Genomic DNA, 25024 nt, shown 5'->3' with positions numbered 1-25024 from the left:
CTCTGCTTAGCAAGCCATTGCGGCGATACCCGGGTGCCGCAAGGCTGCTTGAAACGGATGAGCCGCCCCAGCCCGAGCGGGCGGAGCGGAAACGGTGCGCGCCCTGGAGGCGCGCACCCGATCATGATTATTCCGCGGCGTCCGGAAGCTGGCCGGCTTCGTTGGCTGCGTCGAGCTTGGAGTTCTCGAGTTCGACCGACAGGCCGAGCGAGCGCATTTCCTTCACGAGAACGTTGAAGCTCTCCGGAATGCCCGCTTCGAACGTGTCGTCGCCACGAACGATCGCCTCGTACACCTTGGTGCGGCCCGCGACGTCGTCCGACTTCACGGTCAGCATTTCCTGCAGCGTATAGGCGGCGCCGTAGGCTTCGAGCGCCCAGACCTCCATTTCCCCGAAGCGCTGGCCGCCGAACTGCGCCTTGCCGCCCAGCGGCTGCTGGGTAACGAGCGAGTACGGGCCGATCGAACGGGCGTGGATCTTGTCGTCCACAAGGTGGTTCAGCTTCAGCATGTAGATGTAGCCGACGGTCACCTGGCGGTCGAACTGGTCGCCGGTCCGGCCGTCATAGAGCGTCGACTGGCCGGTGACCTTGAGGCCTGCCTGTTCGAGCATCTCGTTGACGTCCTTCTCGACGGCGCCGTCGAAGACCGGGGTCGCGATCGACACACCACGACGGGTCTGTTCCGCAAGGCGGACGATGGACTCGTCGTCATACTGCTTGATCGGCTCGCCCTTCGGGCCGGAACCGATGACGCTGTCGATGACATCGCGCAGCGGCTGGATTTCGGCACCTGCCTTGTAGGCGTCGAGCATCGCGCCGATCTGCTTGCCCATGCCGGCGCAAGCCCAACCGAGATGCGTCTCCAGGATCTGGCCGACGTTCATGCGCGAAGGCACGCCCAGCGGGTTCAGAACGACGTCGACATGCGTGCCGTCTTCCAGGAACGGCATGTCCTCGATCGGAACGATGCGCGAAACCACACCCTTGTTGCCGTGACGGCCGGCCATCTTGTCGCCCGGCTGGATCTTGCGCTTCACAGCGACGAAGACCTTGACCATCTTCATGACGCCCGGGGGCATTTCGTCGCCGCGCTGGACCTTTTCGACCTTGTCCATGAAGCGCTGTTCAAGGCGCGACTTGGATTCGTCGTACTGGCCGCGGAGCGCTTCGATCTCGCCCTGAACCTTCTCGTCCTCGACGGCGAACATCCACCACTGCGAGCGGGGATATTCGGAGACGACGGCGTTCGAAAGCTCGGTGCCCTTCTTGAAGCTCTTCGGGCCGGCAACGGCGACGTTGCCACGCAGCATGTCGATCAGGCGGCCGTAGACGTTACGGTCGAGGATCGCCTGCTCGTCGTCGCGGTCCTTCGCGAGACGCTCGATCTCTTCGCGCTCGATCGCCATCGCACGTTCGTCCTTCTCCACGCCATGGCGGTTGAAGACGCGAACTTCGACGACCGTGCCGAAGGTGCCGGGCGGCATGCGCATGGAGGTGTCGCGCACGTCGGAAGCCTTTTCGCCGAAGATGGCGCGCAGAAGCTTTTCTTCCGGCGTCATCGGGCTTTCGCCCTTCGGCGTGATCTTGCCGACGAGGATGTCGCCCGGCTGAACTTCCGCACCGATGTACACGATACCGGCTTCGTCGAGGTTCTTCAGCGCTTCTTCCGAAACGTTCGGAATGTCGCGCGTGATTTCTTCCGGACCGAGCTTGGTATCGCGGGCCATGACTTCGAACTCCTCGATATGGATCGAGGTGAAGACGTCATCGCGCACGATGCGTTCGGACAGGAGGATCGAGTCCTCGTAGTTGTAGCCGTTCCACGGCATGAACGCGACGAGCGCGTTGCGGCCGAGTGCCAGGTCGCCGAGGTCGGTCGACGGACCGTCCGCGATGATGTCGCCCTTGTTCAGAACGTCGCCGACGGTGACCAGCGGGCGCTGGTTGACGCAGGTGTTCTGGTTGGAGCGCTGGAACTTCTGCAGGCGGTAGATATCGACGCCCGACTTCGACGGATCGAGGTCTTCGGTGGCGCGGATAACGATACGGGTCGCGTCGACCTGGTCGACGACGCCGCCGCGGCGGGCCGCGATGGCAGCGCCCGAGTCACGGGCAACGACCGGTTCCATGCCGGTGCCGACGAACGGGGCTTCGGCCCGCAGCAGCGGCACGGCCTGACGCTGCATGTTCGAGCCCATGAGCGCGCGGTTCGCGTCGTCGTTCTCAAGGAACGGGATGAGCGCGGCTGCGACCGAAACGAGCTGCTTCGGCGAAACGTCCATCAGGTTGACCGTGTCGCGCGGCGCGAGCATCACTTCGCCCGAGTGACGGCAAACGACGAATTCTTCCACGAACGAACCGTCCGAGGTGAGTTCCGAGTTTGCCTGGGCGACGTAGTACTTCGCTTCTTCCATGGCCGAGAGGTAGACCACTTCGGTCGTGACCTTGCCGTCCGTGATCTTGCGGTACGGGCTTTCGATGAAGCCGTACTTGTTGACGCGGGCGAAGGTTGCGAGCGAGTTGATCAGACCGATGTTCGGGCCTTCCGGCGTTTCGATCGGGCAGATTCGACCGTAGTGGGTCGGGTGAACGTCGCGGACTTCGAAGCCTGCGCGCTCGCGGGTCAGACCACCCGGGCCAAGAGCCGAAAGACGGCGCTTGTGGGTGATTTCCGAAAGCGGGTTCACCTGGTCCATGAACTGGGAGAGCTGCGAGGAACCGAAGAATTCGCGAACCGCGGCAGCCGCCGGCTTCGCGTTGATCAGGTCCTGCGGCATCACCGTGTCGATCTCGATCGAGGACATGCGTTCCTTGATCGCGCGCTCCATGCGCAGCAGGCCGAGACGGTACTGGTTCTCCATCAATTCGCCGACCGAACGCACACGGCGGTTGCCGAGGTTGTCGATGTCGTCGATCTCGCCCTTGCCGTCGCGCAGTTCGACAAGCATCCGGACCACCGCCAGGATGTCGTCCTTGCGCAGCGTGCGGACCGTGTCGGCGACGTCGAGGTCGAGGCGCATGTTCATCTTCACGCGGCCGACGGCGGAGAGGTCGTAACGCTCCGCATCGAAGAACAGCGTGTTGAACATGGCTTCGGCCGAATCCATGGTCGGCGGTTCACCCGGGCGCATGACGCGGTAGATGTCGAACAGCGCGTCCTGGCGGTTCTCGTTCTTGTCCACGGCCAGCGTCGAGCGGATATAGGCGCCGACGTTGATGTGGTCGATGTCGAGGACCGGGATTTCGTCGAAACCGGCCGACAGGATGACCGGGAGGGTCTTCTCGTCGATTTCGTCGCCGGCTTCGAGGTAGATCTCACCCGTCGAGAAGTTGACGATGTCTTCGGCGAGGTAGTTGCCGTAGAGCTCGTCATCGGTCGCCTTGAGGGCCTTGAGGCCCTTTTCGGAGAGCGTCTTCAGGAGGCGCGGGGTCAGCTTCTTGCCGATTTCCACGACGACTTCGCCGGTGTCGGCGTCCACCATGTCCGAGACGGCCTTCTGGCCTTTCAGCGCGTCCGGATTGAAGGGCACGCGCCAGCCTTCGCCGTCGCGCTGGTAGAACGACTTCGTGTAGAAGGTCGACAGGATTTCTTCACCGTCCATGCCGAGTGCCATGAGCAGCGACGTGACGGGGATCTTGCGGCGGCGGTCGATACGCGCATGCACGATGTCCTTGGCGTCGAACTCGATGTCGAGCCAGGAACCGCGATACGGGATGACGCGGGCAGCGAAGAGCAGCTTGCCGGAAGAGTGGCTCTTGCCCTTGTCGTGGTCGAAGAACACGCCCGGCGAACGGTGCATCTGGGAGACGATGACGCGCTCGGTGCCGTTGACGATGAACGTACCGTTGTCGGTCATGAGCGGCATGTCGCCCATGTAGACGTTCTGTTCCTTGATGTCCTTGATCGACTTCGCGCCGGTATCCTCGTCGATATCGAACACGATGAGGCGCAGCGTCACCTTGAGGGGCGCTGCATAGGTCAGGTCACGCTGGCGGCATTCCTCGACGTCGAACTTCGGCTGCTCGAATTCGTAGGAGACGAATTCGAGCATGGAAGCGCCGGAGAAGTCGGTGATCGGGAAGACCGACTTGAAAACGGACTGGAGGCCCTCGTCCGGACGACCGCCGGCGGGCTCTTCAACCATCAGAAACTGGTCGTAAGATGCTTTCTGAACCTCGATGAGGTTCGGCATGACTGCGACTTCAGGGATTTTACCAAAAAACTTGCGTACGCGCCTACGACCGTTAAACGAAAGGGTCTGAGCCATCGTCGCTCCTTCAAAATTTGCATCCGGGCCTGCAACGGACGGGGTTCGCTGGCCAGTCGATCCCGTCTATCATGGGTTTGTTCAATCTCGTCTTGCCGCCGAAGCCACGGGCCGGATTGCCCGATCGCCTGGGTAGAAGACCATCCTCTTGAAGAACCCATTACCCAAAAGCCGGTTTTCGCGGCTTTTGGGTAATCAGTTCGGAGGAATCATCAATGGGAGAGGGTTTTCACCCTCCCCCATCGCATTCCGGTATTACTTAACGTCGACCTTGGCGCCGGCGTCCTCAAGCTTCTTCTTGAGGTCGGCAGCTTCGCCCTTCGACACGGCTTCCTTGACAGCCTTCGGAGCGCCTTCGACGAGGTCCTTGGCTTCCTTGAGGCCGAGGCCGGTGATGGCGCGGACTTCCTTGATGACGTTGATCTTGTTGGCGCCGGCCTCAACGAGGATGACGTCGAACTCGGTCTTTTCTTCTTCGACCACAGCAGCAGCAGCGCCACCGCCAGCAGCAGCGACGGCTACCGGTGCAGCAGCCGAAACGCCCCACTTCTCTTCGAGCAGCTTGGAAAGCTCAGCAGCTTCCAGAACGGTCAGCGAGGAGAGGTCTTCTACGATCTTTGCGAGATCAGCCATTGTCATAGTTCCTTATATTCGGTTCGAACTGGTTAGTTTGATTTACAGCGAAAAACCGCCTCAAGCGGCTTCGTCCTTCTTGGCGTAGGCGGCGAACACACGAGCAAGCTGGCTTGCCGGTGCTGCAACGACCGTGGCGACGCGCGTAGCCGGGGCTGCAAGCAGGCCCAGGAGCTTTGCACGAAGCTCGTCGAGCGAAGGCAGGGTCGCAAGCGACTTGACTGCATCAGCGTCGAGTGTGGTCGCACCCATGGCACCACCGAGAACAACGAGCTTGTCGTTGGTCTTGGCGAAATCCATGGCTACCTTGGGAGCAATCATCGGATCATTTGCGTAAGCAATGAGCGTCTGACCCTGGAAGAGATCAGACATCCCTTCCGACTCCGTACCCTGAAGGGCAATTTTGGCCAGGCGGTTCTTCGCGACCTTGACGGTACCGCCCGCTGCACGCATCTTCGTACGAAGATCGTTCATCTGTGCGACGGTGATACCGGCGTAGCGGGCCACGACAACCGAACCGGAAGCCTTGAAGACTTCGTTCAGCTCCGTGACGAATTCGCGTTTTTCCGCTCTTTCCACTGTGCCTATCTCCAGTTGACAGGACCGTGACTTCTCACGGGACCTGCCGGGTTTACCTTTGCCGCCAGGGATCCGCTTCAAAAGGGATCCCGAGCGACGCTCGAGGATCCTGTCCCCCCGCGCTCGACCGGATGGCCGCGACACAAGGTAAGGTAGGTTCGAACCGAATTTCGGCGTCATCCGACGCGGAAGAAATCCAGGTCTCACCCCGTCTCATGCAGGCTAAAGTGATTAAGGGATAACCACCTGCAATCTCGGACAGGAGTTCCGGGTTGCCCCGGAAATCCCCGGCCAGACAAGGCCGGGAATTCTGTTGCGGTTCGGCCGGAGCCGGACCGGAATTAAGCGACGGTCGCCGGGTCGATTTTGACACCCGGACCCATCGTCGAAGAGATGGCTACGCGCTTGACGTAGTTGCCCTTGGCGCCCGTCGGCTTGGCCTTGATGACCGCGTCGGCGAATGCCTTGATGTTTTCTTCCAGAGCCTTGGCGTCGAAGGAAGCCTTGCCGATGCCGGCGTGGATGATACCAGCCTTCTCGACGCGGAACTCGACAGCACCGCCCTTGGATGCCTTGACGGCGCCGGTGACGTCCATGGTCACGGTGCCGACCTTCGGGTTCGGCATCATGCCGCGCGGGCCGAGAACCTTACCGAGGCGGCCGACGAGCGGCATCATGTCCGGGGTGGCGATGCAGCGATCGAAATCGATCTTGCCGCCCTGGACGATTTCGACGAGGTCTTCGGCGCCGACGATGTCTGCACCGGCAGCCTTGGCTTCGTCAGCCTTGGCGCCACGTGCGAAGACGGCGACGCGAACGTCACGGCCCGTGCCGTTCGGCAGGTTGACCACGCCGCGGACCATCTGGTCTGCGTGACGCGGGTCGACGCCGAGGTTCATGGCGACTTCGATGGTTTCGTCGAACTTGGCGACGGCACGCTCCTTGACGAGAGCGATGGCGTCGGAGAGGGCGACGAGCTTGGTCGGGTCGATGCCTTCACGGATCTTCTGGAGACGCTTTGCTACCTTGGCCATGATCAACCTACCACTTCCAGGCCCATGGCGCGGGCGGAGCCCTCGACCATTGCCATCGCGCCTTCGATATCGGCGGCGTTGAGATCCTTCATCTTGGCTTCGGCGATCGACTTGATCTGAGCCTTGGTGAGCTTGCCGACGGTGGCACCCTTGCCCGGGGTCTTCGAACCGGAGGTGATCTTGGCTTCCTTCTTGAGGAAGTAGGTCACCGGGGGCTGCTTCATCACAAATGTGAAGGACTTGTCCTGGTAATAGGTGATGACGACCGGAATCGGCATGCCCTTTTCCATTTCCTGCGTAGCCGCGTTGAACGACTTGCAGAATTCCATGATGTTAATGCCACGCTGACCAAGCGCCGGGCCGATCGGCGGGGACGGGTTTGCCGATCCTGCCTTGACCTGAAGCTTGAGCTGGCCTGCAACTTTCTTAGCCATTTCTCTCTGCCTTTCAGAATGCGACCGGTTTCCCGGTCCATGATGCCGGTCCGAAGACCGGCGGCTGCGGTTGCGTGGTGCGGATTTCTGGCGCCCGGCTTATAAGGCGACTGTCCTTCCACGCGATCGGCGGAAATCTCCGCCACCAACCCTCTGACGAGGGCCGGATTTCACACAAGCAGCGCCCCGAAGGACGCCACCGAAATCAGATTTTCTCGACCTGGGCGTATTCCAGCTCGACCGGGGTGGCGCGACCGAAGATCGACACTTCCACCTTGAGGCGCGAACGCTCCTCGTCGACGTCCTGAACGATGCCGTTGAACGACGCGAACGGACCGTCGGAAACGCGAACCTGCTCGCCGATCTCGAAGGAAACCGAGGGCTTCGGACGATCGACACCGTCCTGGACCTGCGACAGGATGCGATCAGCCTCGGAGTCAGGGATCGGAACCGGCTTGTTGTCGGAACCGAGGAAACCCGTGACCTTCGGCGTATTCTTGATGAGGTGGTATGCCTCGTCCGTCAGGTTCGCCCGCACCATCACGTAGCCCGGGAAGAACTTGCGCTCGGAATCGACCTTGCGGCCGCGACGCACCTCGACAACCTTCTCGGTCGGCACGATGATCTTCTCGAACAGATGCTCAAGGCCCTTCTGACGCGCCTTGTTCTCGATGTCCTCGGCGACCTTCTTTTCGAAATTCGAATAAGCGTGGACGATGTACCAACGCGCAGCCATGTTCATCTCCAACCAATCAAGCGCTAGCGCTGAGGACGAGGCCGATCAGCCAGCCCATCAACTGGTCAGCAGCAAAGAAGAACACTGCCGCAAGGAAGACCATGACAAAAACCATGATGGTCGAGATCATCGTCTCGCGCCGCGAGGGCCAAGTCACTTTCGCCGTCTCGGAGCGTACCTGCTGCAGAAACGCAATCGGATTCGTTTTCGATGCCATTGAATGTCCACGCCATTACGGCGCGTAAAGCTGAACTATCAGCCCCACGCACCGCGTGTCTGTTTTGCCCTACATAAAGCCCGATTCCCTTTTTAACAAGAGGCAACCGGGCTTTTCGCGAATTTAGACGGTCGAACGCCGTCACGCCATCCCCTCCCCGTCGCTGCAAGTCGTCCGCGCTGTCCGGTTTGGAATGGCAGGGGCAGCAGGGCTCGAACCTGCGACCTGCGGTTTTGGAGACCGCCGCTCTACCAACTGAGCTATACCCCTAGATGCTTGCCGCTCCTGAACGAAACGCCCGTCGCCGGCAAGGCATGGCGTCTTTACGGCGCACGGATCGACTTGGCAAGCCCGAAGACGAGATTTTTTCACAGTTTAACAACGCAGCGCACAGCCTGCCGCCCCTCACCAGGCGAAACGGAGACGCGCCCGGATGGTGCCGGTCAGGCCGGCCTCCTGCCGCCGCACGGACGCGCCGAGATCGAGCCCCTCGAAGACCCTCTGCTCGATGCCGAATTCCGTCCCGATCCGGCGATCACCACTCACGGCCGTGCCGGCTGCGACGAAAGAGGTGCCGGTCGGCAGCGCCTGGAGCTGCGCCTTCTGCACCACGCGCACCGAGCCACGATAGCCGTGCCGCACATTCGCGTCGGCCGACACGGACGGCGTGACCACCACGTCGAAGGAGGGCGACGCCATCCAGCGGCGCGAAACGCCGGCGCTGGCGGAGACGCGCCCCGTCAGAGGATTGTAGCCCGCCGTCGCGCTGCGCTCGCTGCCGGAATGCCCCTGCCCGCGCAGTTCCGCCCAGAGCCTGGCATTGTCACGCGTATCGCGTATCCGGCCGGTGGAGGACGTGGTGATGGAGACATCGACCCCGGCGCTCATCTCGGCAGCGGTCGCGGCCTTGGCGCCCATGCGCAGGCGATAGACATAGCTGGAGAGTTTCGCCGGCGACCATATCAAAAGAGAATCATCAGCCTGGGCTTCGGCTGCCGGGAGAATCAAAAAAATTGTCGAAACAGCGAGCGCTGCGCGCGCCGCGCGTGCAAATGCGTTCATGGGAGTGCGGGCCTGTTTCCGGTTGCCGTGATGCGCGCGGCACGACCTCGTGTCCGCCACACGCAGAGGCGCCTCCGCAAGATACCGGATCGAAACGATCCACCGGCGCCGGACCCGGGCGTACAGCGCCCTGGCCGTGTCGCTCGAAGCGACGCGGCAAACCTACCCCCTGGCGCCCACCGCCTCCATCCCCAGAACTGGCGAGTTATGCCCGGCGGCTAAAACAGCCCGCGCAAAAGAAAAAGCCCCGCGGTTTCCCGCGGGGCTCTCAATCAGGTCAAAGACCCGAAATTACTCGACGATCGAAGCAACGATGCCGGCGCCGACGGTGCGGCCGCCTTCGCGGATCGCGAAGCGCAGCTTTTCTTCCATCGCGATCGGAACGATCAGCTCAACGGCAACCGTGACGTTGTCGCCCGGCATGACCATTTCCGTGCCTTCCGGCAGCGAAACGATGCCCGTCACGTCCGTCGTGCGGAAGTAGAACTGCGGACGGTAGTTCGTGAAGAACGGCGTATGACGGCCGCCTTCTTCCTTCGTCAGGATGTAGGCTTCAGCCATGAACTTCTTGTGCGGCTTGACCGAACCCGGCTTGCACAGGATCTGGCCACGCTCGACGCCGTCACGGTTCACACCGCGAACCAGCGCACCGATGTTGTCGCCGGCCTGGCCCTGGTCGAGCAGCTTGCGGAACATTTCAACGCCGGTCACGGTGGTCTTCGAGGTCGGGCGGATGCCGACGATCTCGACTTCTTCACCGACCTTGACGATGCCGCGCTCGACGCGACCCGTCACAACCGTACCGCGGCCCGAGATCGAGAACACGTCTTCGATCGGCATCAGGAACGGCTGGTCGATCGGACGCTCAGGCGTCGGGATGTAGGCGTCGACAGCGGCCATCAGCTCGCGGATCGCGTCTTCACCGATCTTCTTGTCCGAATCTTCGAGAGCGGCCAGAGCCGAACCCTTGACGATCGGAATGTCGTCGCCCGGGAAGTCGTAGGACGACAGAAGTTCGCGAACTTCAAGCTCGACGAGCTCGAGGAGTTCGGCGTCGTCGACCTGGTCGACCTTGTTGAGGAACACGACGATCGCCGGAACGCCAACCTGGCGGGCGAGCAGGATGTGCTCGCGGGTCTGCGGCATCGGGCCGTCAGCAGCCGAGCAGACCAGGATCGCGCCGTCCATCTGGGCAGCACCGGTGATCATGTTCTTGACGTAGTCGGCGTGGCCGGGGCAGTCGACGTGGGCGTAGTGGCGGGCCGGCGTCTCGTATTCGACGTGTGCCGTCGAGATGGTGATGCCACGAGCCTTTTCTTCCGGAGCGGCGTCGATCTGGTCATACGCCTTGTATTCGCCGAAATACTTCGTGATCGCGGCCGTCAGCGACGTCTTGCCATGGTCGACGTGGCCGATCGTGCCGATGTTTACGTGAGGCTTGTTGCGCTCAAACTTGCTCTTTGCCATCTCTTTATTTCCTACTGAACGAAAGTTGGGCTAACCGGCCCGTCCGGTTTGGCAGGCGTTTAAGGCTTTCGCAACGAATGCGCAAGCGCTAAATGCACGGTAAAATCTGCCGGAAACGAGCTTGGGTGAGCCGGATAGCCGTTAGATCGTGACGCGGAATCGCTTTTTCAAGGCAGGGCCTTAGGCCGCATGCCCGTTGCTCGTCCGATGCGGCGCGGGTCCGATTCGCTCCGGGGTCGCCTCCCGCCTGCGATCCGCGGAGCGACCTACCCAGCGTTACAACGACTACGCCGAACGGATGCCGGGATACACCCCTTGCTTAACTGCTTGCCCGACAACGCGTGCTCTAGATTCAACCGCTTATTTTCAATCGTTGGGAGGCGACAATGGAAACGATGTGGAGCGAAGCCCTGGTGTTTTCCAGAGCAGAAGGCAAGGACATCAAAGGCACGGAAAAAAACGACAGGCTGAGCGGTGGCGACGATGACGACAGGATCCGTGCCTTGGGTGGCGACGACGCCGTAAGAGGCAAAAGAGGGAACGACAATATCGACGGCGGCAAGGGCGAGGATAAAATCAAGGGCGACGCTGGCGACGACAAGCTGTCTGGCGGCGCAGATCGGGACAGGGTTGAAGGTGGTGCAGGCAATGACACCGTCTCCGGTAATGCCGGCGACGACAAACTCTTCGGCGACGGTGGAGCTGATACCCTATCGGGCGGAGCCGGAAAAGACACGCTGTCGGGCGGAGCGGGAAATGACACACTCGGGGGCGGCAAAGGCGACGATGTGCTTTCCGGTGGTAAGGGCGTCGACACCTTTGTGTTCGGCAAGAAGGACGGCAATGACGTGATCCGTGATTTCAAAGACGGAACGGATTTGATCGACCTCCGCGGGCAGACTTTTGAGGTCAGCGAAAACAAAGGCTCGGCGGTGCTGGAGCTCTCGGGCGGCGGCACCGTAACGCTGAAAGGCATCGACATGAACGATGTGGACCCAGACTGGTTTCTTTAGATAGAAGCCGCGCATTCAGCCCGGGAGGGTTCTATGCAGATCCGTTTGCTTTCCGCTTTGAAACGAGCCCCTCCCCGCGGTGCCAGTCGCATCATCGGCCTTCTCGCCATGATCGCGACAACGCCGATCATGGCGCAGGATTTCGATGCGAGTGGCCCCACAGGCCCGCGGTCTGGCGAGGAAGACGACGCGCAGAAGGAAATCAACCGGCTGCACGCCATCATCCGGGAACTCGAAAGCGAGATTTCCAAACTGCGCAACGAGACCACGGAGAAGCAGACTTCGGCCGGCAAGAGCGACCTCATCGGCACCTGGCTCGGCAACGTCTCCTGCGGCCGGCGCCAGTTCACCATCACCTTTTCCGTCGACGAGCAGTTCGGCCGGGTCGGCAAGGGCAAATGGGCCTATAGCGGCGCTGCCAGGGGCACGGACGAAGCGCAGATCAGCCCGATGGCGACGGAGGACAGCCCGAATTCGTACGCCCTCGTCACCGCGCGGTCGGATACCTACGACTATGTCGTCCAGATCGACGGAAACACCATTACCGGCAAGGCCAACAACCAGAAATGCCAGATCTACCTTGAACGCGGATAGGCATCGAGTCGGCACGCAATCATTATAAAAGACGGAAAAATACTGGAGCGGGTAGCGGGAATCGAACCCGCGTATTCAGCTTGGAAGGCTGCTGCTCTACCATTGAGCTATACCCGCGGGGGTCTTGATCCATGTGACAGAATGGTGGAGGGAGTTGGATTTGAACCAACGTAGGCTGAGCCAACGGATTTACAGTCCGTCCCCTTTAACCACTCGGGCATCCCTCCATATTCCGTCGGGATCAAGCGACCAGTTCGACCGGCGGGCAGTGCCTCGCGGCGGTGCCTTCGATCTGGCGGGGTATATGACGGGCGCAATTCATCCTGTCAACACGACGTCACGGAAAAAATTACGAAAAATCGCATCGTCCCCAGGCTGCGGCCGGGCCGCGCCATTTGCGCGCCGCCCGTGCCCAGCCTATAAGACCGCATGAGCAAAGACGATACCGGCGGCAAGTCCGCGAAAGACACCCATTACGCCAATCTGCGCCGGGCGCACCGCGACCAGCGGCGCGAGCGCGGCGAAATCCCGACGCCGAAGGACGACCGCCGCCGCAAGCCCGCCGACGGCTGGAAGGCGCCGGCGCTCGCCCCCGACCAGGTCCATCTCTATGGCCTGCACACGGTGCGCGCCGCCCTCGACAATCCCGAGCGGAAGATCATCAAGCTTTCAGTAAGCCTGAACGCCGCCCAGCGGCTGAAGCTGCCGGATTTCTCCACCCTGCCCTACCCGGTCGAGACCGTGCTTCCGTCCGATCTCGACAAGGTGCTCGGCCCGGAAGCCATCCACCAGGGCGTTATGCTCGAAACGCGGCCGCTGCCCGCCCGCCGGCTGGAGGCGCTGAAGGACAGCCCGCTGCTGCTGGTGCTCGACCAGGTGACGGACCCGCACAATGTCGGCGCCATCATGCGCTCCGCCGTCGCCTTCGATGCCGGCGCCGTCATCACGACGCAGCGCCATTCGCCGACCGAATCGGGCGTGCTGGCCAAGACGGCGTCCGGCGCGCTGGAACTCATTCCCTATATCCAGGTCACCAACCTGGCCGATGCGCTGGAGGAGCTGCACAAGCTCGGCTTCCTGACGATCGGCCTCGATTCGGAAGGCCCGGAACCGCTTGAAGGCGCATTGTCCGGTGAGCGCATCGCGCTGGTCATGGGCTCGGAGGGCAAGGGACTGCGCCAGAAGACGCGCGCCACCTGCAAGGTGCTCGCCCGCCTCGACATGCCCGGCGCGATCAAATCGCTCAACGTCTCGAACGCGGCCGCGATCGCGCTCTACGCCACGCAGCGCCATCTGCTCAGCTGAACGATCATCCGACACGCAAAAAAGGCCCGCCGGTCTCCACCGGCGGGCCTTTTGCATGGGGAAGCGTGGCGCTTAGCCGACGAGCCGCAGCTTGACGCCGCCGGAAATGGTGCGTTCGGCTTCGGAAATCGCTTCGATCTTCGAATCGGGGCTGAGGTTCAGGCCTTCGGCGCGAACAATCTCGATATCGGTGACGCCGAGGAAGCCCAGCACGGTCTTCAGGTAGCTTTCCTGATGGTCCATCACGGCCGCCGGGCCGGCGCTGTAGTGTCCACCGCGCGTGGAGACGATGATCACCTTCTTGCCCCCGGCAAGGCCCTTCGGGCCCTCTGCGCTGTAGCTGAAGGTCTTTCCCGAGACGGCGATGCGGTCGATCCAGGCCTTGAGCTGGCTCGGCAGGGAGAAATTGTACATCGGCACGCCGAGGACGATCGTGTCGGCAGCGAGGAATTCTTCGAGCACGGCAGCGCTCTCGGCAACGTCAGCGGCGATCTGGGCGTCGACGTCTTCCGGCTTGGCGTTGGCGGCCATCAGGTGGGCGCCGGAAAGATGCGGTAGCGGGCTGGCAACGAGGTCACGATAGGTGATGGCGGCATCCGCCTGTTCGGCCTTGATCTGGGCTGCAACGGCGGCGGTCAGCCGGCGGGATACGGAATGGTCTCCGAGAATGCCGGAGTCGATATGGAGGACGTTCATGGTTCAGCACCTTTGTTCGGTTTGGGTGCAAAACATATGTTCTGAAAACAATCGCGTGATTAGACGGCAAAAATCCAATTGACCGTTTCAAATAGGAAACAATAATAGGTGCAATCATTGGAGATGGCACCATGCAGGACCTGAACGACCTCGCGCTCTACGCCGCTGTCGTGCGGCACAAGGGCTTTACGGCGGCGGCGAATGCGCTCTCCGTGCCAAAGTCGAAGATCAGCAAGCGCATCGCGGCCCTTGAGGAGCAGCTCGGCGTGCGCCTCATCGAACGCTCCACCCGCAAGCTCAGCATCACCGATGTCGGCCAATCTTTCTACGAGCGCTGCGAGGCGGTGTTGTCCGGCGTCGAGGCTGCGGAGGCCGTCGTCGCCGTCGCCAAGGCGGAGCCGGCCGGCATCGTGCGCATGTCGATGCCGCCGGGCTTCGCGCCGATGGTCGCCGACGTGCTGCCGAGCTTCATGAAACGCTATCCGCAGGTGCGCCTCTCCATTCTCACCACCGGCCGCCCGGTCGATCTCATCGAGGAGCGCATCGACGTCGCACTGCGCGTGCGCGACGGCTACGACACCGACCAGTCGCTGGTGGTGCGCCGCTTCGGCGGCACGCGGCGTTATCTCGCGGCGAGCCCGCGGTTCCTGGAGCGCCACGGGCCGATCGATTTCGACACGATCGCCCGCGTGCCGACGCTGTCCATGCAGGAGAACTCGCCGCGCGCCATCTGGACGCTCATCCATGCCAACGGCGACGTGCGCGACATCTCCCATTCGCCGGTGCTGCTCTGCTCGGATTTCAGCGTGCTGGAGCGCGCGACGATCGAGGGCGTCGGCCTCGGCATGCTGCCGGACATGCTGGTGGAGCGCGGTTTTCGCAGCGGCGTGCTGACGCCGGTGCTGCCGGAATGGTCGAGCGCCGAATCGACCGTGCACGCCGTCTTCACCTCCCGCCATGGCATGCTGCCGGCCGTGCGCGCGCTCATCGACCATCTGGCGGAAAACCTGCCGCGCTCCATGCTGCGCTGCCAGGAAATCGTGCCAAGAGCCGCCACCGACAGCAACTGGTCGATCTGACCCCGGCCTTTTCGCTTTACAGCCGCGGAAAATATGCTAACTCCCTCGCAGAGTGCCCTTATAGCTCAGTTGGTAGAGCACCTGATTTGTAATCAGGGGGTCCCGGGTTCGAGTCCTGGTGGGGGCACCACTTATTCTCCAAGCACTTAGCCGTTGAATTGGCGTGAAAAACCTTTCGCTTTGCGGCACTCGTGATGAACCGGCGATTGATGATCGTCGGCAATCTGCTGCGCGTGTTGCCCAAAGCGTTGCGCGAAAACAGAGCCTCCTGAGGTAGACACTACCTCAAATAGTGAGCTTGCCGCGCAAAAGGAACGCATTATCCTGAAGTTAGATCGATCATCGTGGATTGACCCGGACCAGTTGATTGCGAAGGTCTGAAGCGTACGCCAAGGCACAGCGTAACGCGCAAGCCGTTCCTCAAATCTTATCCGAAAAGAGGCCCTCGGCCTCGGCATGCATCCCGATGGCCAAACGACGGCGCTGCGTCGCAGCTTGCCAATGGCGGCAGACGAACCCGGAGGAGTGCACGCAATGGCGAAGAGCGGCTTTGTCAGTTCAATCGGCTTCCTCTTCCTTGTCCTTCTCTCATGGCCAAGTGCCAGGGCGGCCGATCTTCCGGTGCTCGTCGCCGACACCTGCACGGAAATTCCGGCTTCAGTGGGCGTAGAGCCAAAGCGTGTTGCGCTCGTAATCGGCAATTCGGACTACACAGGCGGGATACCGGCGCTCAGAAACCCTGGCAACGACGCAAACGGTGTCGTCTCGGCACTTCACAAGCTCGGTTTTTCCATCTTCGCATTGGCGGACGGAACGGGAAGCGTCATGCGGGACTGCATCGCGCGTGCGAAAACGGCAATCTCTGAGGACGCTATCGCCATCATCTATTATTCCGGTCACGGCATCCAAGTCGACGACCGCAACTACATGATCGCGACCGATGCGGCCGCGGACGGCGCGCTTTCGGACGCTTATGTCTATATCGACGATGTCATCGACGCCGTGAAAGAGAACGCGGCATCTGTCATGGTGTTTCTTGACGCCTGCCGCAACAACCCGTTCGCGCCCAAGGGCGCAGCGGGCCTGTCTGTCTCCACCGGGCGTAGCCTCGAGCGCGGGCTGAAGAAAGTGACCTCGAACGACACGCAGGCACGCCAGCAGGCAAAGGGGATTTTTGTCGCCTACTCGACCTCTCCCAACGCAATCGCCACCGACGGCACCGGCAGCATGAGCCCGTTCACCGAGGCATTTGTGGCCTCGGTCGGCAAGCCCGGTTATTCCGTCCAGCGCGCGCTGAGCGAGGTCTCCAAGAGCGTTGGGGAAGCGACGAACTGGTCGCAGACGCCCTGGATCAAATCTTCTTTGACGGCCGAGATCATGTTGAACGGCGGACTGACGGAAGAGCAAGCGGTGACCCTGTCCGACAAGCACGCCGGCGAATCCCACCGCCTGCTCTCCTCCGGCGACGTGCCAGGCGCGATCTCCGAGGCTCTCAAGGGCCTGCCGCTCCCACTTCCCGCCGATGCGGAAAAACGGTTTTCCAAAGCGCATCTCGCCCTGGTGGCCGCGACGCGTTCGACAAGCTACCGGTTGGGACCAACCGAAGGGGGATGGGCTCCAAGCGGCTATTCCCCCATCACCAACCGTGTCGTGGGCAGCGCATGGGGCGAGGTGCGCACCCTGTCGCTCTGGGATACGGGCAAGGGTATCAAGATTGTCGATCTCGCATCTATCAACCAGAACAGTCCGGACTTCAACGCGTCGCTATCCCCGGATGGCCAACGCATAGTGGCCCATGTCGGCCCCGGTCAGGTGATCGTCGTGGACGCCCTTTCGGGAGTCACTCTGCGAACGATCACGCTGCCGGGGGTTGGCGATTCGAACAACCAGCTCGCGTCGCTGCACTTCGGCCCGGACAGTCGAACTCTGGTTGCCCTCACCTCTCATCTGAAGGATTTTGGGTATCAGTCCGCGGTACAGGTCTGGGATACGGAGAGCGGGCAGCAACGCAAGAGTTTTGCTTTTAAGGACATATTCGCCAGCAACCCTGCTCTCTCGCAAAATGGCTGCTATGCGGCCGACGCAAATGTCGACCTTCGCGTTTCCGCCATTGCCTTCCTCTGTACCTTCAATACCACCAGGATAGACGGCAAAGAGCCGATGGTCATGATCTTCGGCAAGATCGATCTGCATTCGGGCACATTGGTATCATATGGCCAACTGCCCACCGGCGGCCAGGAACAGCTGGGGGATTTTAGGTTTCGGGACGATGCGAACGGAATTGTTGCCCAGCACTACACGGACAGCATTTATAGCCGTGTCCTTCTCAACACGGAGACTGGCAAACTCGTCGGAGAGCGCGTGCCGGCAATCATGTTCTCGACGTCCTACTCACCCGACGGGAGCCGGTTCTTCGCAGGCGAAGGGAACAGGATCGAATTCTATTCCGCCGACACCGGCGAGCACGTCGGTGGGCTTGATGGCACCACGGACGGTTTTATCTATCCCGCTGTCTTCTCGGCGAACGGAGCGCTTCTCGGCCCGCAATTCGCAACCGGGGACGTTTGGTGGGTGCCTCCGAAGGGCGCGGATCTGGTAGCTGCGGCGCTCGCCCGTCTGGATGACGCCGGCCGCGGGCGTGCGATGGCGCAAAGTCTGGCATTCAAGGTTTCGGATTGACGGCCTCTTCAAAGGATGCCGTCACGATGCCGAAAGCGGCTCCCTTCCAAAGCACCTTTAAATTGTCTAGGCTCTCCCTCTCTGGACGGAGGGGCGATGTTTCAGTTTTTCAGGTCACGCAAGGTTCTGAAGCCCGCCTCGCCTGTGCGGGTTCCAACTCCCGCGAAAGCGACCATCCCGCCCGAGGGCGTCACGCTTGAGATTGCCGAGACAGCGACCCTCAAGAGCAAGCTAATCATCGCGGGCGAAGGCCATGTGATCACGATCGGCGCCGGGTCGCGTGTGTGCGGCTCGATCCGCCTCAAGGGTCGCAACCACCACATCACGATTGGCCAGGATGTCGATCTGAACGACCACATCACCATGCGCGGTCGCGACAACCGGATCACAATCGGCAACAAGGTGGCGATTGGCGGAGACATGACGATCACTGGTAACGGTAAGTCGATAGATATCGGCAACGGCACGGTCGCACGCGACACATATATTCTCTGTCACGAGGAGCAATATGTCCGAATAGGCCGCGCATGCTTGTTCTCGCGTAACGTCGAAATCCGCACGACCGATGCCCATGCCCTGATCTGCCGCGAAACGGGCGAGCGCCTCAACCCATCGCAGCCCATCGAGATCGGAGATCATGTCTGGCTGGGCGTCGGCGTGCTGGTCAGCAAGGGCGCAAAGATCGCCGAGGACAACGTCGTGGGCGCCAAGTCCTTCGTCGCCAAGCCTTTCCTTGAGAGCGGAACGGTCATTGCCGGTGTCCCGGCCAAGGTCGTTAAACGCGGCGTGACATGGCAGCGGGACACCAGGGAAAAGTACGATCCCGACGAGCTCGACGGCTGGCGGGCGCTGGCCATTCCCCTTTCCCTTTCCCTTTATCTCTCTTCGGGATTGCTTCCCTTCGTCGTCTAATCCGGCGCCCCCAGAACGATCAGCACGCCTTTGCGCCGCGGGATATGCGGCGCGCCATCGGCCTGATCCCCGCAACGTAAAGGCGAAACTATGATTGAAAGTTGTCGTCGAACGCCGCTATGCACCTGCTCCATCCTCACCTAGAAATCCGTTTGAGGCCACGCAAAGGAGAGCGCGATGGGCAATTGGAGACCGACGGGAGGGAAGGATACGCTTCTGGATGCCCGGCTGAATACGGGGAGCTGGAACGGGAAGCCGATCTACATTCATGTTACATCGCAGGAAGGGCATACCGGCATCGATACGGCCGGCAAGATCAATGCCACGCCGAAGAAGGACCGGAGAGGACCGGCGGCCAAGAACGGCATATATGTCAATCCGGTCCAGCAGACATTTTGCCCGAGCGAAGCCTTCACCCTGCTTTTCTTCGAGGAAGAGAAATACCGCAACAGCGCAACCCATTGCTTCGTCTTCTCATTCCTGAAGCAACCGGGCGCCAGTTCCTTCAAGGAAGATGACATATCCAACGGCAGTTGGGTAAAGGAGCTCATCTACTTCGACAACATTACCTATTCGCAAATCGACATCCTGTATAAAGGCCCAAATCCCTTTGCCGCCCTGCGGCTCCAGAATCACCCGAACCCCAAGGTTCAAGCGGCATTCGGCTGACGCTTTGCGGGGTTTCTTGCCGCGCCGGGCGGACTGGCCTATAGGCGTTCATGACAAGGCCGGTGCCCCCAAGGCTGGCGGCGGCGCGAAAGCATTTTTGCGGAGGTATGGACGTGACGGCAGGTAAGGACGCGGTTTCGAAAGTGACGGTCGAAAAGCGCATTGACGGAAAGTACTTCTTCACGCTCACCTTCCGCGGCGTCACCTATCCGGTCAAGGGTCCGTTCGCCAATCCGATGCTGGCGGCTGCCGCCGGCCAGGCCACGCTCAAGGCGATGGAAGCGCGGGCCGGAGCGCCCAAGGCCTGACGGCCACGCCCGTTACAGCGACACTGTCATATTTTTCAGATGCGCATGCCGTAAAGGCATGCGACAAAGACCGGCCCTGCGCGCCTGGCGCGCTCAAGGCTTCTCTAGAGATGCGGATCGGCGGCATGGCGCGTAATTTCAATTCCCTTTCCTTCGTCGCCTCGCAGGCGCCCGAAGCGCAGGAAGCGCGCGATGAGCTGGTGTCGATCTATGGCAATGCCGATCCGGAGGAGTCCGATGTCATCGTGGCGCTCGGCGGCGACGGCTTCATGCTGCAGACGCTGCACACGACGATGAACACCGGCAAGCGGGTCTATGGCATGAACCGCGGCTCCATCGGCTTCCTGATGAACCGCTACGACCCGAAGGACCTGCTGGACCGTATCGAGGGTGCGGCGGAAAACGCCTTCCGGCCGTTGGAGATGATCACCAACGATGCGAGCGGCCTGGAGCGCCGGGCGCTGGCGATCAACGAGGTCTACCTGTTTCGCCAGTCCTACCAGGCGGCGAAGCTGCGGGTCAGCGTCGACGGTCGGGTGCGGCTGGAGGAGTTGATCTGCGACGGGCTGCTGCTGGCGACGCCAGCCGGCTCGACGGCCTACAACCTTTCCGCCCATGGCCCCATCCTGCCGCTGGAGGCGCCGCTGCTGGCGCTCACGCCCGTCAGCCCCTTCCGGCCCCGCCGCTGGCGCGGTGCGCTGCTGCCGAACAAGGTGACGGTGGACATCCACGTGCTGGAGGCGGAGAAGCGGCCGGTCAATGCGGTGGCCGACAATACCGAGGTGAAATCGGTGACTTCGGTGCGCATCGCCGAATCGGCCGGCCTTTCCGCGCGCATCCTGTCCGATCCGGATCATTCCTGGTCCGACCGGATTCTTGCCGAACAGTTCGATTATTGACACTGTCACCCAGCCTCGGGACAGGAGTTTTGCCATGACGCGGCACGCACTTGCCACCGCCCTCACCCTGCTGTTTCTCGCCGGAACGCCCGCCTGGGCCGAAGGCGAGCCGCCGGTCGCGGAAACCATCACCTTCGTCGTCAGCACCGGATTCTGGGAAGAGCCGGTCGAGAATGCGGGAGAAGACGCCGCCAAACAGGACACCGCCGATGCGGCCAAACCGGCCGAGATGCGCCGCGGCTACTACAAGCTGATCGCCGTGCGCCAGCCGGACGGCACAGCCGAGGTCCATCTCCAGCAGATCGAGGCAACCGCTGCCGGCCCGAAGATCGCGTCGTCGACGGTGCTGGAAGAGTTTTCCGCTATGAAGCCCTATGTGACGGACATACGGCCGGAAAACTCCACGGGGATCACCACCCAGCCGGGCCTCTTCGCCACCGTCTACCTGAAGACCGACCCGAAGGCCGTCGAGCCGGAAAGCTGGACGGTGCTGATCGACGATCTCGGCGACATCAAGATCGAGCGGGCCACCAACTGAAGACCGGAGCCAAGGCGCCAGCTTATTGTAATGGTAACCTCTCCTCCCCACCGTCATCCTCGGGCTTGACCCGAGGATCCACGCCTCATGGCACACCCTGAATTTGTGATGTGGATCCTCGGGTCAAGCCCGAGGATGACGCGGGTGGTTTGGGCCACAAACTGAAACGGGCGCCGAAGCGCCCGTTCTGATTTCGTTTTCCGAGGTGCTTAGTTCAGGTCGTCCACGACGGCGTCGGCGCCGCCGTTCACGCGGTGGGCAAGGGCCGCTTCCATGAACTCGTTGAGTTCGCCGTCGAGCACATCCGAAGGCGCGGTGCTTTCGACGCCGGTGCGCAGGTCCTTGACCAGCTGGTAGGGCTGCAGCACGTAGGAGCGGATCTGGTGGCCCCAGCCGATATCCGACTTGGACGCGGCTTCGGCGTTGGCGGCCTCTTCGCGCTTCTTCAGCTCGGCTTCGTACATGCGGGCGCGCAGCATGTCCCACGCCTTGGCGCGGTTCTTGTGCTGCGAGCGCTCCTGCTGGCAGGCCACCACGATGCCGGTCGGGATGTGCGTGATGCGCACAGCCGAATCGGTCGTGTTGACGTGCTGGCCGCCGGCGCCCGACGAACGATAGGTGTCGATGCGGCAATCGCTCTCGTTGATCTCGATGACGATCGAGTCGTCGATGACCGGATAGACCCAGATCGACGAGAACGAGGTGTGGCGGCGGGCATTGCTGTCATAGGGCGAAATGCGGACCAGGCGGTGCACGCCCGATTCGGTCTTCAACCAGCCATAGGCATTGTGGCCCTTGACGAGCAGCGTCGCGGACTTGATGCCGGCTTCTTCGCCGTCATGGACTTCCAACAGTTCCACCTTGTAGCCCGAACGCTCCGCCCAGCGCGTGTACATGCGCAAGAGCATGTTCGCCCAGTCCTGGCTTTCCGTGCCGCCGGCGCCGGAATGCACTTCGAGATAGGTGTCGTTGCCGTCGGCCTCGCCGGAGAGCATGGCTTCGACCTGCTTGCGCGCGGCCTCGTTGCGGACAGCCTTGAGCGTGTCTTCGGCTTCCTTGACGATCGCCGCGTCGCCCTCTTCCTCACCGAGCTCGATGAGTTCGATATTGTCCTTGAGCTGCTGCTCGATGAGCTTCACGGCATTGATGCCTTCGTCCAGCTGCTGGCGCTCGCGCATCAGCTTCTGGGCTTCCTGGGCATCGTTCCAGAGGTTGGGGTCCTCTGCCTTGTTGTTCAACCAGTCCAGTCGTCTTACCGCCTGATCCCAGTCAAAGATGCCTCCTCAGCAGGCTTATGGCCTGCTTGATTTCGTCGACGACGTTCTCGATTTCCGCGCGCATGTCCGCCTTCTTCTTCGATGCTAATTCGGTGGCCGTGAAATAGAGAGGGCGGGCGCGGATGTAAAGCCCCGCGCCCGCCCTCGCAAATAGATCAGACCTGGATCAGAACAGGCCGCCGCTGCCGCCGGTCACCGCCTGGTTGGCCTGCGGCGAGTTCTTCAGGATCTCTTCGGGGCTCGCGAATTCCTCGCCGCCGATGACCGAGAAGACGTCGGCCGGGCCTGTGCCGGGCTTGAAGGCTTCCATGATGGTGTCCGGCTGGCCTTCCGAGGCCTGCATGCCGGTCTTGCGGTTGACCGCGATGAACTGCATGCCTTCCGGCACGATGAACTTCGTCGGGCGCGTGCCTTCTAGGGCTGCGGTCATGAATTCGTTGAAGATCGGCGCCGAGAGCGAGCCGCCGGTGGCGCCGCGGCCGAGCGGTGCCGGGTTGTCGAAGCCGATATAGAGGCCGGCGACGAGGTCCGGCGTGTAGCCGACGAACCAGGCATCCTTCTCGTCGTTGGTCGTGCCGGTCTTGCCGGCCGTCGGGCGGTCGAGCTTGATCTTGCCGGCGGCGGTGCCGCGCGTGACGACGCCTTCCATCATCGAAGTGATCTGGTAGGCCGTCATCGGGTCGAGCACCTGCTCGCGATTGTCGACCAGCGTCGGCTCGTCCTGCTTTTCCCAGTCGTTGGCGTTGCAGTTCTCGCAGGTGCGCTCTTCGTGGCGGAAGATCGTCTTGCCGTAGCGGTCCTGGATGCGGTCGATCAGCGAGGGCTTGATCTGCTTGCCGCCATTGGCGAGCACGGAATAGGCCGAGACCATGCGCAGCACGGTCGTCTCGCCGGATCCGAGCGACATGGAGAGCACCGGATACATCTTGTCGTAGATGCCGAAGCGTTCGGCATATTCGGCAACAAGGTTCATACCCATGTCGTTGGCAAGCCGGACGGTCATCAGGTTGCGCGAGCGCTCGATGCCAAGGCGTAGCGTCGAGGGGCCGGCAGAACCGCCACCGTAGTTCTGCGGGCGCCAGACCTGGCCGCCAGCAACGATCTCGATCGGCGCGTCCATGATGACGGATGCCGGCGTATAGCCGTTGTCGAGCGCTGCGGCGTAGACGAAGGGCTTGAAGGACGAGCCCGGCTGGCGCATCGCCTGCGTCGCGCGGTTGAATTCCGACTGCGCATAGGAGAAGCCGCCGACCATGGCGAGCACGCGGCCGGTATGCGGGTCCATGGCGACGAGGCCGCCCTGTACCTTCGGCGGCTGGCGCAGGCGATAGCCGCCGCCTTCCGTCGGCTCGACATAGACCACGTCGCCCACCGTGAAGACGCCGGCCGGCGACTTCGCGGTCTTGCGGTCGCCCTTGGCCGAACGATAGGCCCATTTCATGTTGTCCGCTTCGATGCGGCCGGTCACGCGCTCCTCGACGACCTTGCCGGAAGCGTCCTTGCTTGGCTGGAGGCCGATATCGGCGCCGCCGTCATCGACGGCCAGCACGACGGCAAGCTTCCATTCCGGCACGTCGGCAAAGGCATCCACCTTGGCAAGCTCGATGCCCCAGTCCCCGCCGATCTCGATCGTCTTGATCGGGCCATGGAAGCCGCGGCGCTCGTCATAGGTCAGGAGGCCGTGCTGCAGGGCCTTGCGGGCCGCGACCTGGATGCGCGGATCGAGTGAGGTGCGCACCGAAAGACCACCCTCGTACAGCGCATTGTCGCCGTAGCGCTCGATGATCTGGCGGCGGACCTCTTCCGAGAAATATTCGGAGGCGAAGAGATAGGAACCACGGTGACGCGGCGTAACACCGAGCGGCTGGGCCTTGGCTTCCGCGCCGTCGCTCTGGGTGACGTAGCCGTTCTCGACCATGCGGTCGATGACCCAGTTGCGGCGCTCGATGGCGGCCTCGGTGCGGCGGAACGGATGGTAGTTCGACGGACCCTTCGGCAGCGCCGCCAGATAGGCGGTTTCGGCGATGGTGAGTTCGGTCACCGACTTGTCGAAATAGGTGAGCGCCGCGCCGGCAATACCGTATGAATTCAGGCCGAAGAAGATCTCGTTGAGGTACAGTTCGAGGATGCGGTCCTTCGAATAGGCCTGCTCGATGCGGAAGGAGAGGATCGCTTCCTTGACCTTGCGGTCGATCGTCTGGTCGGAGGACAAGAGGAAGTTCTTCGCGACCTGCTGGGTGATCGTCGAGGCGCCCACCGGGCGGCGGCCCGAGCCCATGTTCTGGACGTTGACGACGATGGCGCGGAACAGGCCCGTCACGTCGACGCCGGGATGCTGGTAGAAGTTCTTGTCTTCGGCCGACAGGAAGGCCGCCTTCACGCGATCCGGGATGGCCTGGATCGGCAGGTAGAGGCGGCGTTCGCGGGCATATTCGGCCATCAGCGCGCCGTTGCCAGCATGCATGCGCGTCGTCACCGGCGGCGCATAGCTGTTCAACACCTCATAATCGGGAAGATCCTTGGTGACACTTCCGAGATAGAGCGCGACCACGGCCGCCAGGCCGAGGAAGAAGACGGCGCCAATCCCGAAGAAATATCCAATCAGTCTGATCATGAGCCAGTT

At 62.0% G+C, this 25024-nt stretch carries 22 protein-coding genes and 4 tRNA genes; 11 read left to right on the top strand and 15 right to left on the bottom strand.

All coding sequences use genetic code 11. The annotated features are described in order from the left end of the window. Positions 1–127: 127 nt before the first annotated feature. The 10 genes from rpoB to tuf all read right to left on the bottom strand — a co-directional run bounded on the left by rpoB (position 128) and on the right by tuf (position 10432). Complete coding sequence (rpoB, locus tag J2Y63_RS06300; protein ID WP_435265373.1) at positions 128–4270, bottom strand: DNA-directed RNA polymerase subunit beta; 4143 nt, start codon at positions 4268–4270, stop codon at positions 128–130. Between the two features lie 255 nt (positions 4271–4525). Then, positions 4526–4903 carry a 50S ribosomal protein L7/L12 gene (rplL, locus tag J2Y63_RS06295; RefSeq protein WP_256121536.1) on the bottom strand — a complete coding sequence of 126 codons (378 nt, stop codon included), beginning with the start codon at positions 4901–4903 and terminating at the stop codon, positions 4526–4528. 60 nt (positions 4904–4963) lie between these two features. Continuing rightward, a complete protein-coding gene (rplJ, locus tag J2Y63_RS06290) occupies positions 4964–5482 on the bottom strand; it encodes a 50S ribosomal protein L10 (protein WP_256121535.1) in 519 nt (172 codons plus the stop codon). A 341-nt stretch (positions 5483–5823) separates the two neighbouring features. Continuing rightward, entirely contained in the window at positions 5824–6516 is a 693-nt protein-coding gene (gene rplA / locus J2Y63_RS06285) for a 50S ribosomal protein L1 (protein WP_256121534.1), read from the bottom strand. 2 nt (positions 6517–6518) lie between these two features. Further along, the gene (gene rplK, locus J2Y63_RS06280) at positions 6519–6950 is read right to left on the bottom strand and encodes a 50S ribosomal protein L11 (protein ID WP_023517311.1); all 432 of its coding nucleotides are present in this window, start codon (positions 6948–6950) and stop codon (positions 6519–6521) included. 205 nt (positions 6951–7155) lie between these two features. Continuing rightward, entirely contained in the window at positions 7156–7686 is a 531-nt protein-coding gene (gene nusG, locus J2Y63_RS06275; protein ID WP_256121533.1) for a transcription termination/antitermination protein NusG, read from the bottom strand. A 16-nt stretch (positions 7687–7702) separates the two neighbouring features. Beyond that, on the bottom strand, positions 7703–7903 hold the full coding sequence (gene secE / locus J2Y63_RS06270; protein ID WP_256121532.1) for a preprotein translocase subunit SecE: 201 nt from the start codon (positions 7901–7903) through the stop codon (positions 7703–7705). Between the two features lie 194 nt (positions 7904–8097). Next, a tRNA-Trp gene (locus J2Y63_RS06265) sits at positions 8098–8173 on the bottom strand. A gap of 135 nt (positions 8174–8308) precedes the next feature. After that, positions 8309–8869 (bottom strand): hypothetical protein, encoded by a 561-nt coding sequence (locus tag J2Y63_RS06260; RefSeq protein WP_435265372.1) that lies wholly within the window; start codon positions 8867–8869, stop codon positions 8309–8311. Positions 8870–9256: 387 nt separating this feature from the next. Next, a complete protein-coding gene (gene tuf, locus J2Y63_RS06255) occupies positions 9257–10432 on the bottom strand; it encodes an elongation factor Tu (protein WP_435265371.1) in 1176 nt (391 codons plus the stop codon). Positions 10433–10818: 386 nt separating this feature from the next. On the opposite strand from tuf, the gene J2Y63_RS06250 reads away from it, so the two are divergent. Further along, the gene (locus J2Y63_RS06250) at positions 10819–11445 is read left to right on the top strand and encodes a calcium-binding protein (protein WP_435265370.1); all 627 of its coding nucleotides are present in this window, start codon (positions 10819–10821) and stop codon (positions 11443–11445) included. Positions 11446–11478: 33 nt separating this feature from the next. Then, on the top strand, positions 11479–12039 hold the full coding sequence (locus J2Y63_RS06245) for a hypothetical protein (RefSeq protein ID WP_435265369.1): 561 nt from the start codon (positions 11479–11481) through the stop codon (positions 12037–12039). Between the two features lie 43 nt (positions 12040–12082). Here J2Y63_RS06245 and J2Y63_RS06240 read toward each other — a convergent pair. Together J2Y63_RS06240 and J2Y63_RS06235 are read right to left on the bottom strand one after the other, a co-directional pair. Beyond that, a tRNA-Gly gene (locus J2Y63_RS06240) sits at positions 12083–12156 on the bottom strand. 25 nt (positions 12157–12181) lie between these two features. Beyond that, positions 12182–12266 (bottom strand) — tRNA-Tyr (locus J2Y63_RS06235). Between the two features lie 202 nt (positions 12267–12468). Here J2Y63_RS06235 and rlmB point away from each other — a divergent pair. Further along, positions 12469–13344 (top strand): 23S rRNA (guanosine(2251)-2'-O)-methyltransferase RlmB, encoded by an 876-nt coding sequence (rlmB, locus tag J2Y63_RS06230; protein WP_435265368.1) that lies wholly within the window; start codon positions 12469–12471, stop codon positions 13342–13344. A 72-nt stretch (positions 13345–13416) separates the two neighbouring features. Here the strand turns inward: rlmB and J2Y63_RS06225 are convergent, their stop codons facing one another. Next, on the bottom strand, positions 13417–14040 hold the full coding sequence (locus tag J2Y63_RS06225; protein ID WP_435265367.1) for an FMN-dependent NADH-azoreductase: 624 nt from the start codon (positions 14038–14040) through the stop codon (positions 13417–13419). Positions 14041–14171: 131 nt separating this feature from the next. Here J2Y63_RS06225 and J2Y63_RS06220 point away from each other — a divergent pair, with 131 nt between their 5' ends. The 8 genes from J2Y63_RS06220 to J2Y63_RS06185 all read left to right on the top strand — a co-directional run bounded on the left by J2Y63_RS06220 (position 14172) and on the right by J2Y63_RS06185 (position 21124). Further along, entirely contained in the window at positions 14172–15119 is a 948-nt protein-coding gene (locus J2Y63_RS06220; RefSeq protein WP_435265366.1) for a LysR family transcriptional regulator, read from the top strand. Positions 15120–15173: 54 nt separating this feature from the next. Continuing rightward, positions 15174–15249: transfer RNA gene (locus tag J2Y63_RS06215), tRNA-Thr, on the top strand. A 404-nt stretch (positions 15250–15653) separates the two neighbouring features. After that, positions 15654–17798: a caspase family protein gene (locus J2Y63_RS06210; protein WP_435265365.1), complete on the top strand. Its 2145-nt coding sequence runs from the start codon at positions 15654–15656 to the stop codon at positions 17796–17798. A 96-nt stretch (positions 17799–17894) separates the two neighbouring features. Beyond that, positions 17895–18710 (top strand): hypothetical protein, encoded by an 816-nt coding sequence (locus tag J2Y63_RS06205; protein WP_435265364.1) that lies wholly within the window; start codon positions 17895–17897, stop codon positions 18708–18710. A gap of 177 nt (positions 18711–18887) precedes the next feature. Continuing rightward, positions 18888–19379: a hypothetical protein gene (locus J2Y63_RS06200; RefSeq protein ID WP_435265363.1), complete on the top strand. Its 492-nt coding sequence runs from the start codon at positions 18888–18890 to the stop codon at positions 19377–19379. Between the two features lie 113 nt (positions 19380–19492). Next, a complete protein-coding gene (locus J2Y63_RS06195; RefSeq protein ID WP_435265362.1) occupies positions 19493–19687 on the top strand; it encodes a hypothetical protein in 195 nt (64 codons plus the stop codon). 125 nt (positions 19688–19812) lie between these two features. Then, a complete protein-coding gene (locus J2Y63_RS06190) occupies positions 19813–20586 on the top strand; it encodes an NAD kinase (protein ID WP_435265361.1) in 774 nt (257 codons plus the stop codon). A 34-nt stretch (positions 20587–20620) separates the two neighbouring features. Beyond that, a complete protein-coding gene (locus J2Y63_RS06185; RefSeq protein WP_435265360.1) occupies positions 20621–21124 on the top strand; it encodes a hypothetical protein in 504 nt (167 codons plus the stop codon). A gap of 209 nt (positions 21125–21333) precedes the next feature. On the opposite strand, the gene prfB is transcribed toward J2Y63_RS06185, so the two are convergent. Together prfB and J2Y63_RS06175 are read right to left on the bottom strand one after the other, a co-directional pair. Next, positions 21334–22465 (bottom strand): peptide chain release factor 2 gene (gene prfB / locus J2Y63_RS06180; protein ID WP_256119064.1). Its coding sequence is split into 2 segments (ribosomal slippage): positions 21334–22395 and positions 22397–22465, totalling 1131 coding nucleotides; the frame shifts between segments, so codons are not numbered across the junction. A 102-nt stretch (positions 22466–22567) separates the two neighbouring features. Continuing rightward, positions 22568–25015 (bottom strand): penicillin-binding protein 1A, encoded by a 2448-nt coding sequence (locus J2Y63_RS06175; protein ID WP_435265359.1) that lies wholly within the window; start codon positions 25013–25015, stop codon positions 22568–22570. Positions 25016–25024 lie beyond the last annotated feature (9 nt).

Source organism: Shinella sp. BE166 (assembly GCF_051201095.1).
Lineage (GTDB): Bacteria > Pseudomonadota > Alphaproteobacteria > Rhizobiales > Rhizobiaceae > Shinella > Shinella lacus.
The sequence above is the reverse complement of the archived record's forward strand: the minus strand, read 5'-3'. Positions and strand labels throughout refer to the sequence as shown.

What these genes read in the sequence shown, in the direction of transcription:
- rpoB (WP_435265373.1), bottom strand. Translation starts at nt 4,270, where the DNA reads ATGGCTCAGACCCTTTCGTTTAACGGTCGTAGGCGCGTACGCAAGTTT.
- rplL (WP_256121536.1), bottom strand. Translation starts at nt 4,903, where the DNA reads ATGGCTGATCTCGCAAAGATCGTAGAAGACCTCTCCTCGCTGACCGTT.
- rplA (WP_256121534.1), bottom strand. Translation starts at nt 6,516, where the DNA reads ATGGCCAAGGTAGCAAAGCGTCTCCAGAAGATCCGTGAAGGCATCGAC.
- rplK (WP_023517311.1), bottom strand. Translation starts at nt 6,950, where the DNA reads ATGGCTAAGAAAGTTGCAGGCCAGCTCAAGCTTCAGGTCAAGGCAGGA.
- nusG (WP_256121533.1), bottom strand. Translation starts at nt 7,686, where the DNA reads ATGGCTGCGCGTTGGTACATCGTCCACGCTTATTCGAATTTCGAAAAG.
- secE (WP_256121532.1), bottom strand. Translation starts at nt 7,903, where the DNA reads ATGGCATCGAAAACGAATCCGATTGCGTTTCTGCAGCAGGTACGCTCC.
- tuf (WP_435265371.1), bottom strand. Translation starts at nt 10,432, where the DNA reads ATGGCAAAGAGCAAGTTTGAGCGCAACAAGCCTCACGTAAACATCGGC.
- J2Y63_RS06250 (WP_435265370.1), top strand. Translation starts at nt 10,819, where the DNA reads ATGGAAACGATGTGGAGCGAAGCCCTGGTGTTTTCCAGAGCAGAAGGC.
- J2Y63_RS06245 (WP_435265369.1), top strand. Translation starts at nt 11,479, where the DNA reads ATGCAGATCCGTTTGCTTTCCGCTTTGAAACGAGCCCCTCCCCGCGGT.
- rlmB (WP_435265368.1), top strand. Translation starts at nt 12,469, where the DNA reads ATGAGCAAAGACGATACCGGCGGCAAGTCCGCGAAAGACACCCATTAC.
- J2Y63_RS06225 (WP_435265367.1), bottom strand. Translation starts at nt 14,040, where the DNA reads ATGAACGTCCTCCATATCGACTCCGGCATTCTCGGAGACCATTCCGTA.
- J2Y63_RS06220 (WP_435265366.1), top strand. Translation starts at nt 14,172, where the DNA reads ATGCAGGACCTGAACGACCTCGCGCTCTACGCCGCTGTCGTGCGGCAC.
- J2Y63_RS06210 (WP_435265365.1), top strand. Translation starts at nt 15,654, where the DNA reads ATGGCGAAGAGCGGCTTTGTCAGTTCAATCGGCTTCCTCTTCCTTGTC.
- J2Y63_RS06205 (WP_435265364.1), top strand. Translation starts at nt 17,895, where the DNA reads ATGTTTCAGTTTTTCAGGTCACGCAAGGTTCTGAAGCCCGCCTCGCCT.
- J2Y63_RS06200 (WP_435265363.1), top strand. Translation starts at nt 18,888, where the DNA reads ATGGGCAATTGGAGACCGACGGGAGGGAAGGATACGCTTCTGGATGCC.
- J2Y63_RS06190 (WP_435265361.1), top strand. Translation starts at nt 19,813, where the DNA reads ATGGCGCGTAATTTCAATTCCCTTTCCTTCGTCGCCTCGCAGGCGCCC.
- J2Y63_RS06185 (WP_435265360.1), top strand. Translation starts at nt 20,621, where the DNA reads ATGACGCGGCACGCACTTGCCACCGCCCTCACCCTGCTGTTTCTCGCC.
- J2Y63_RS06175 (WP_435265359.1), bottom strand. Translation starts at nt 25,015, where the DNA reads ATGATCAGACTGATTGGATATTTCTTCGGGATTGGCGCCGTCTTCTTC.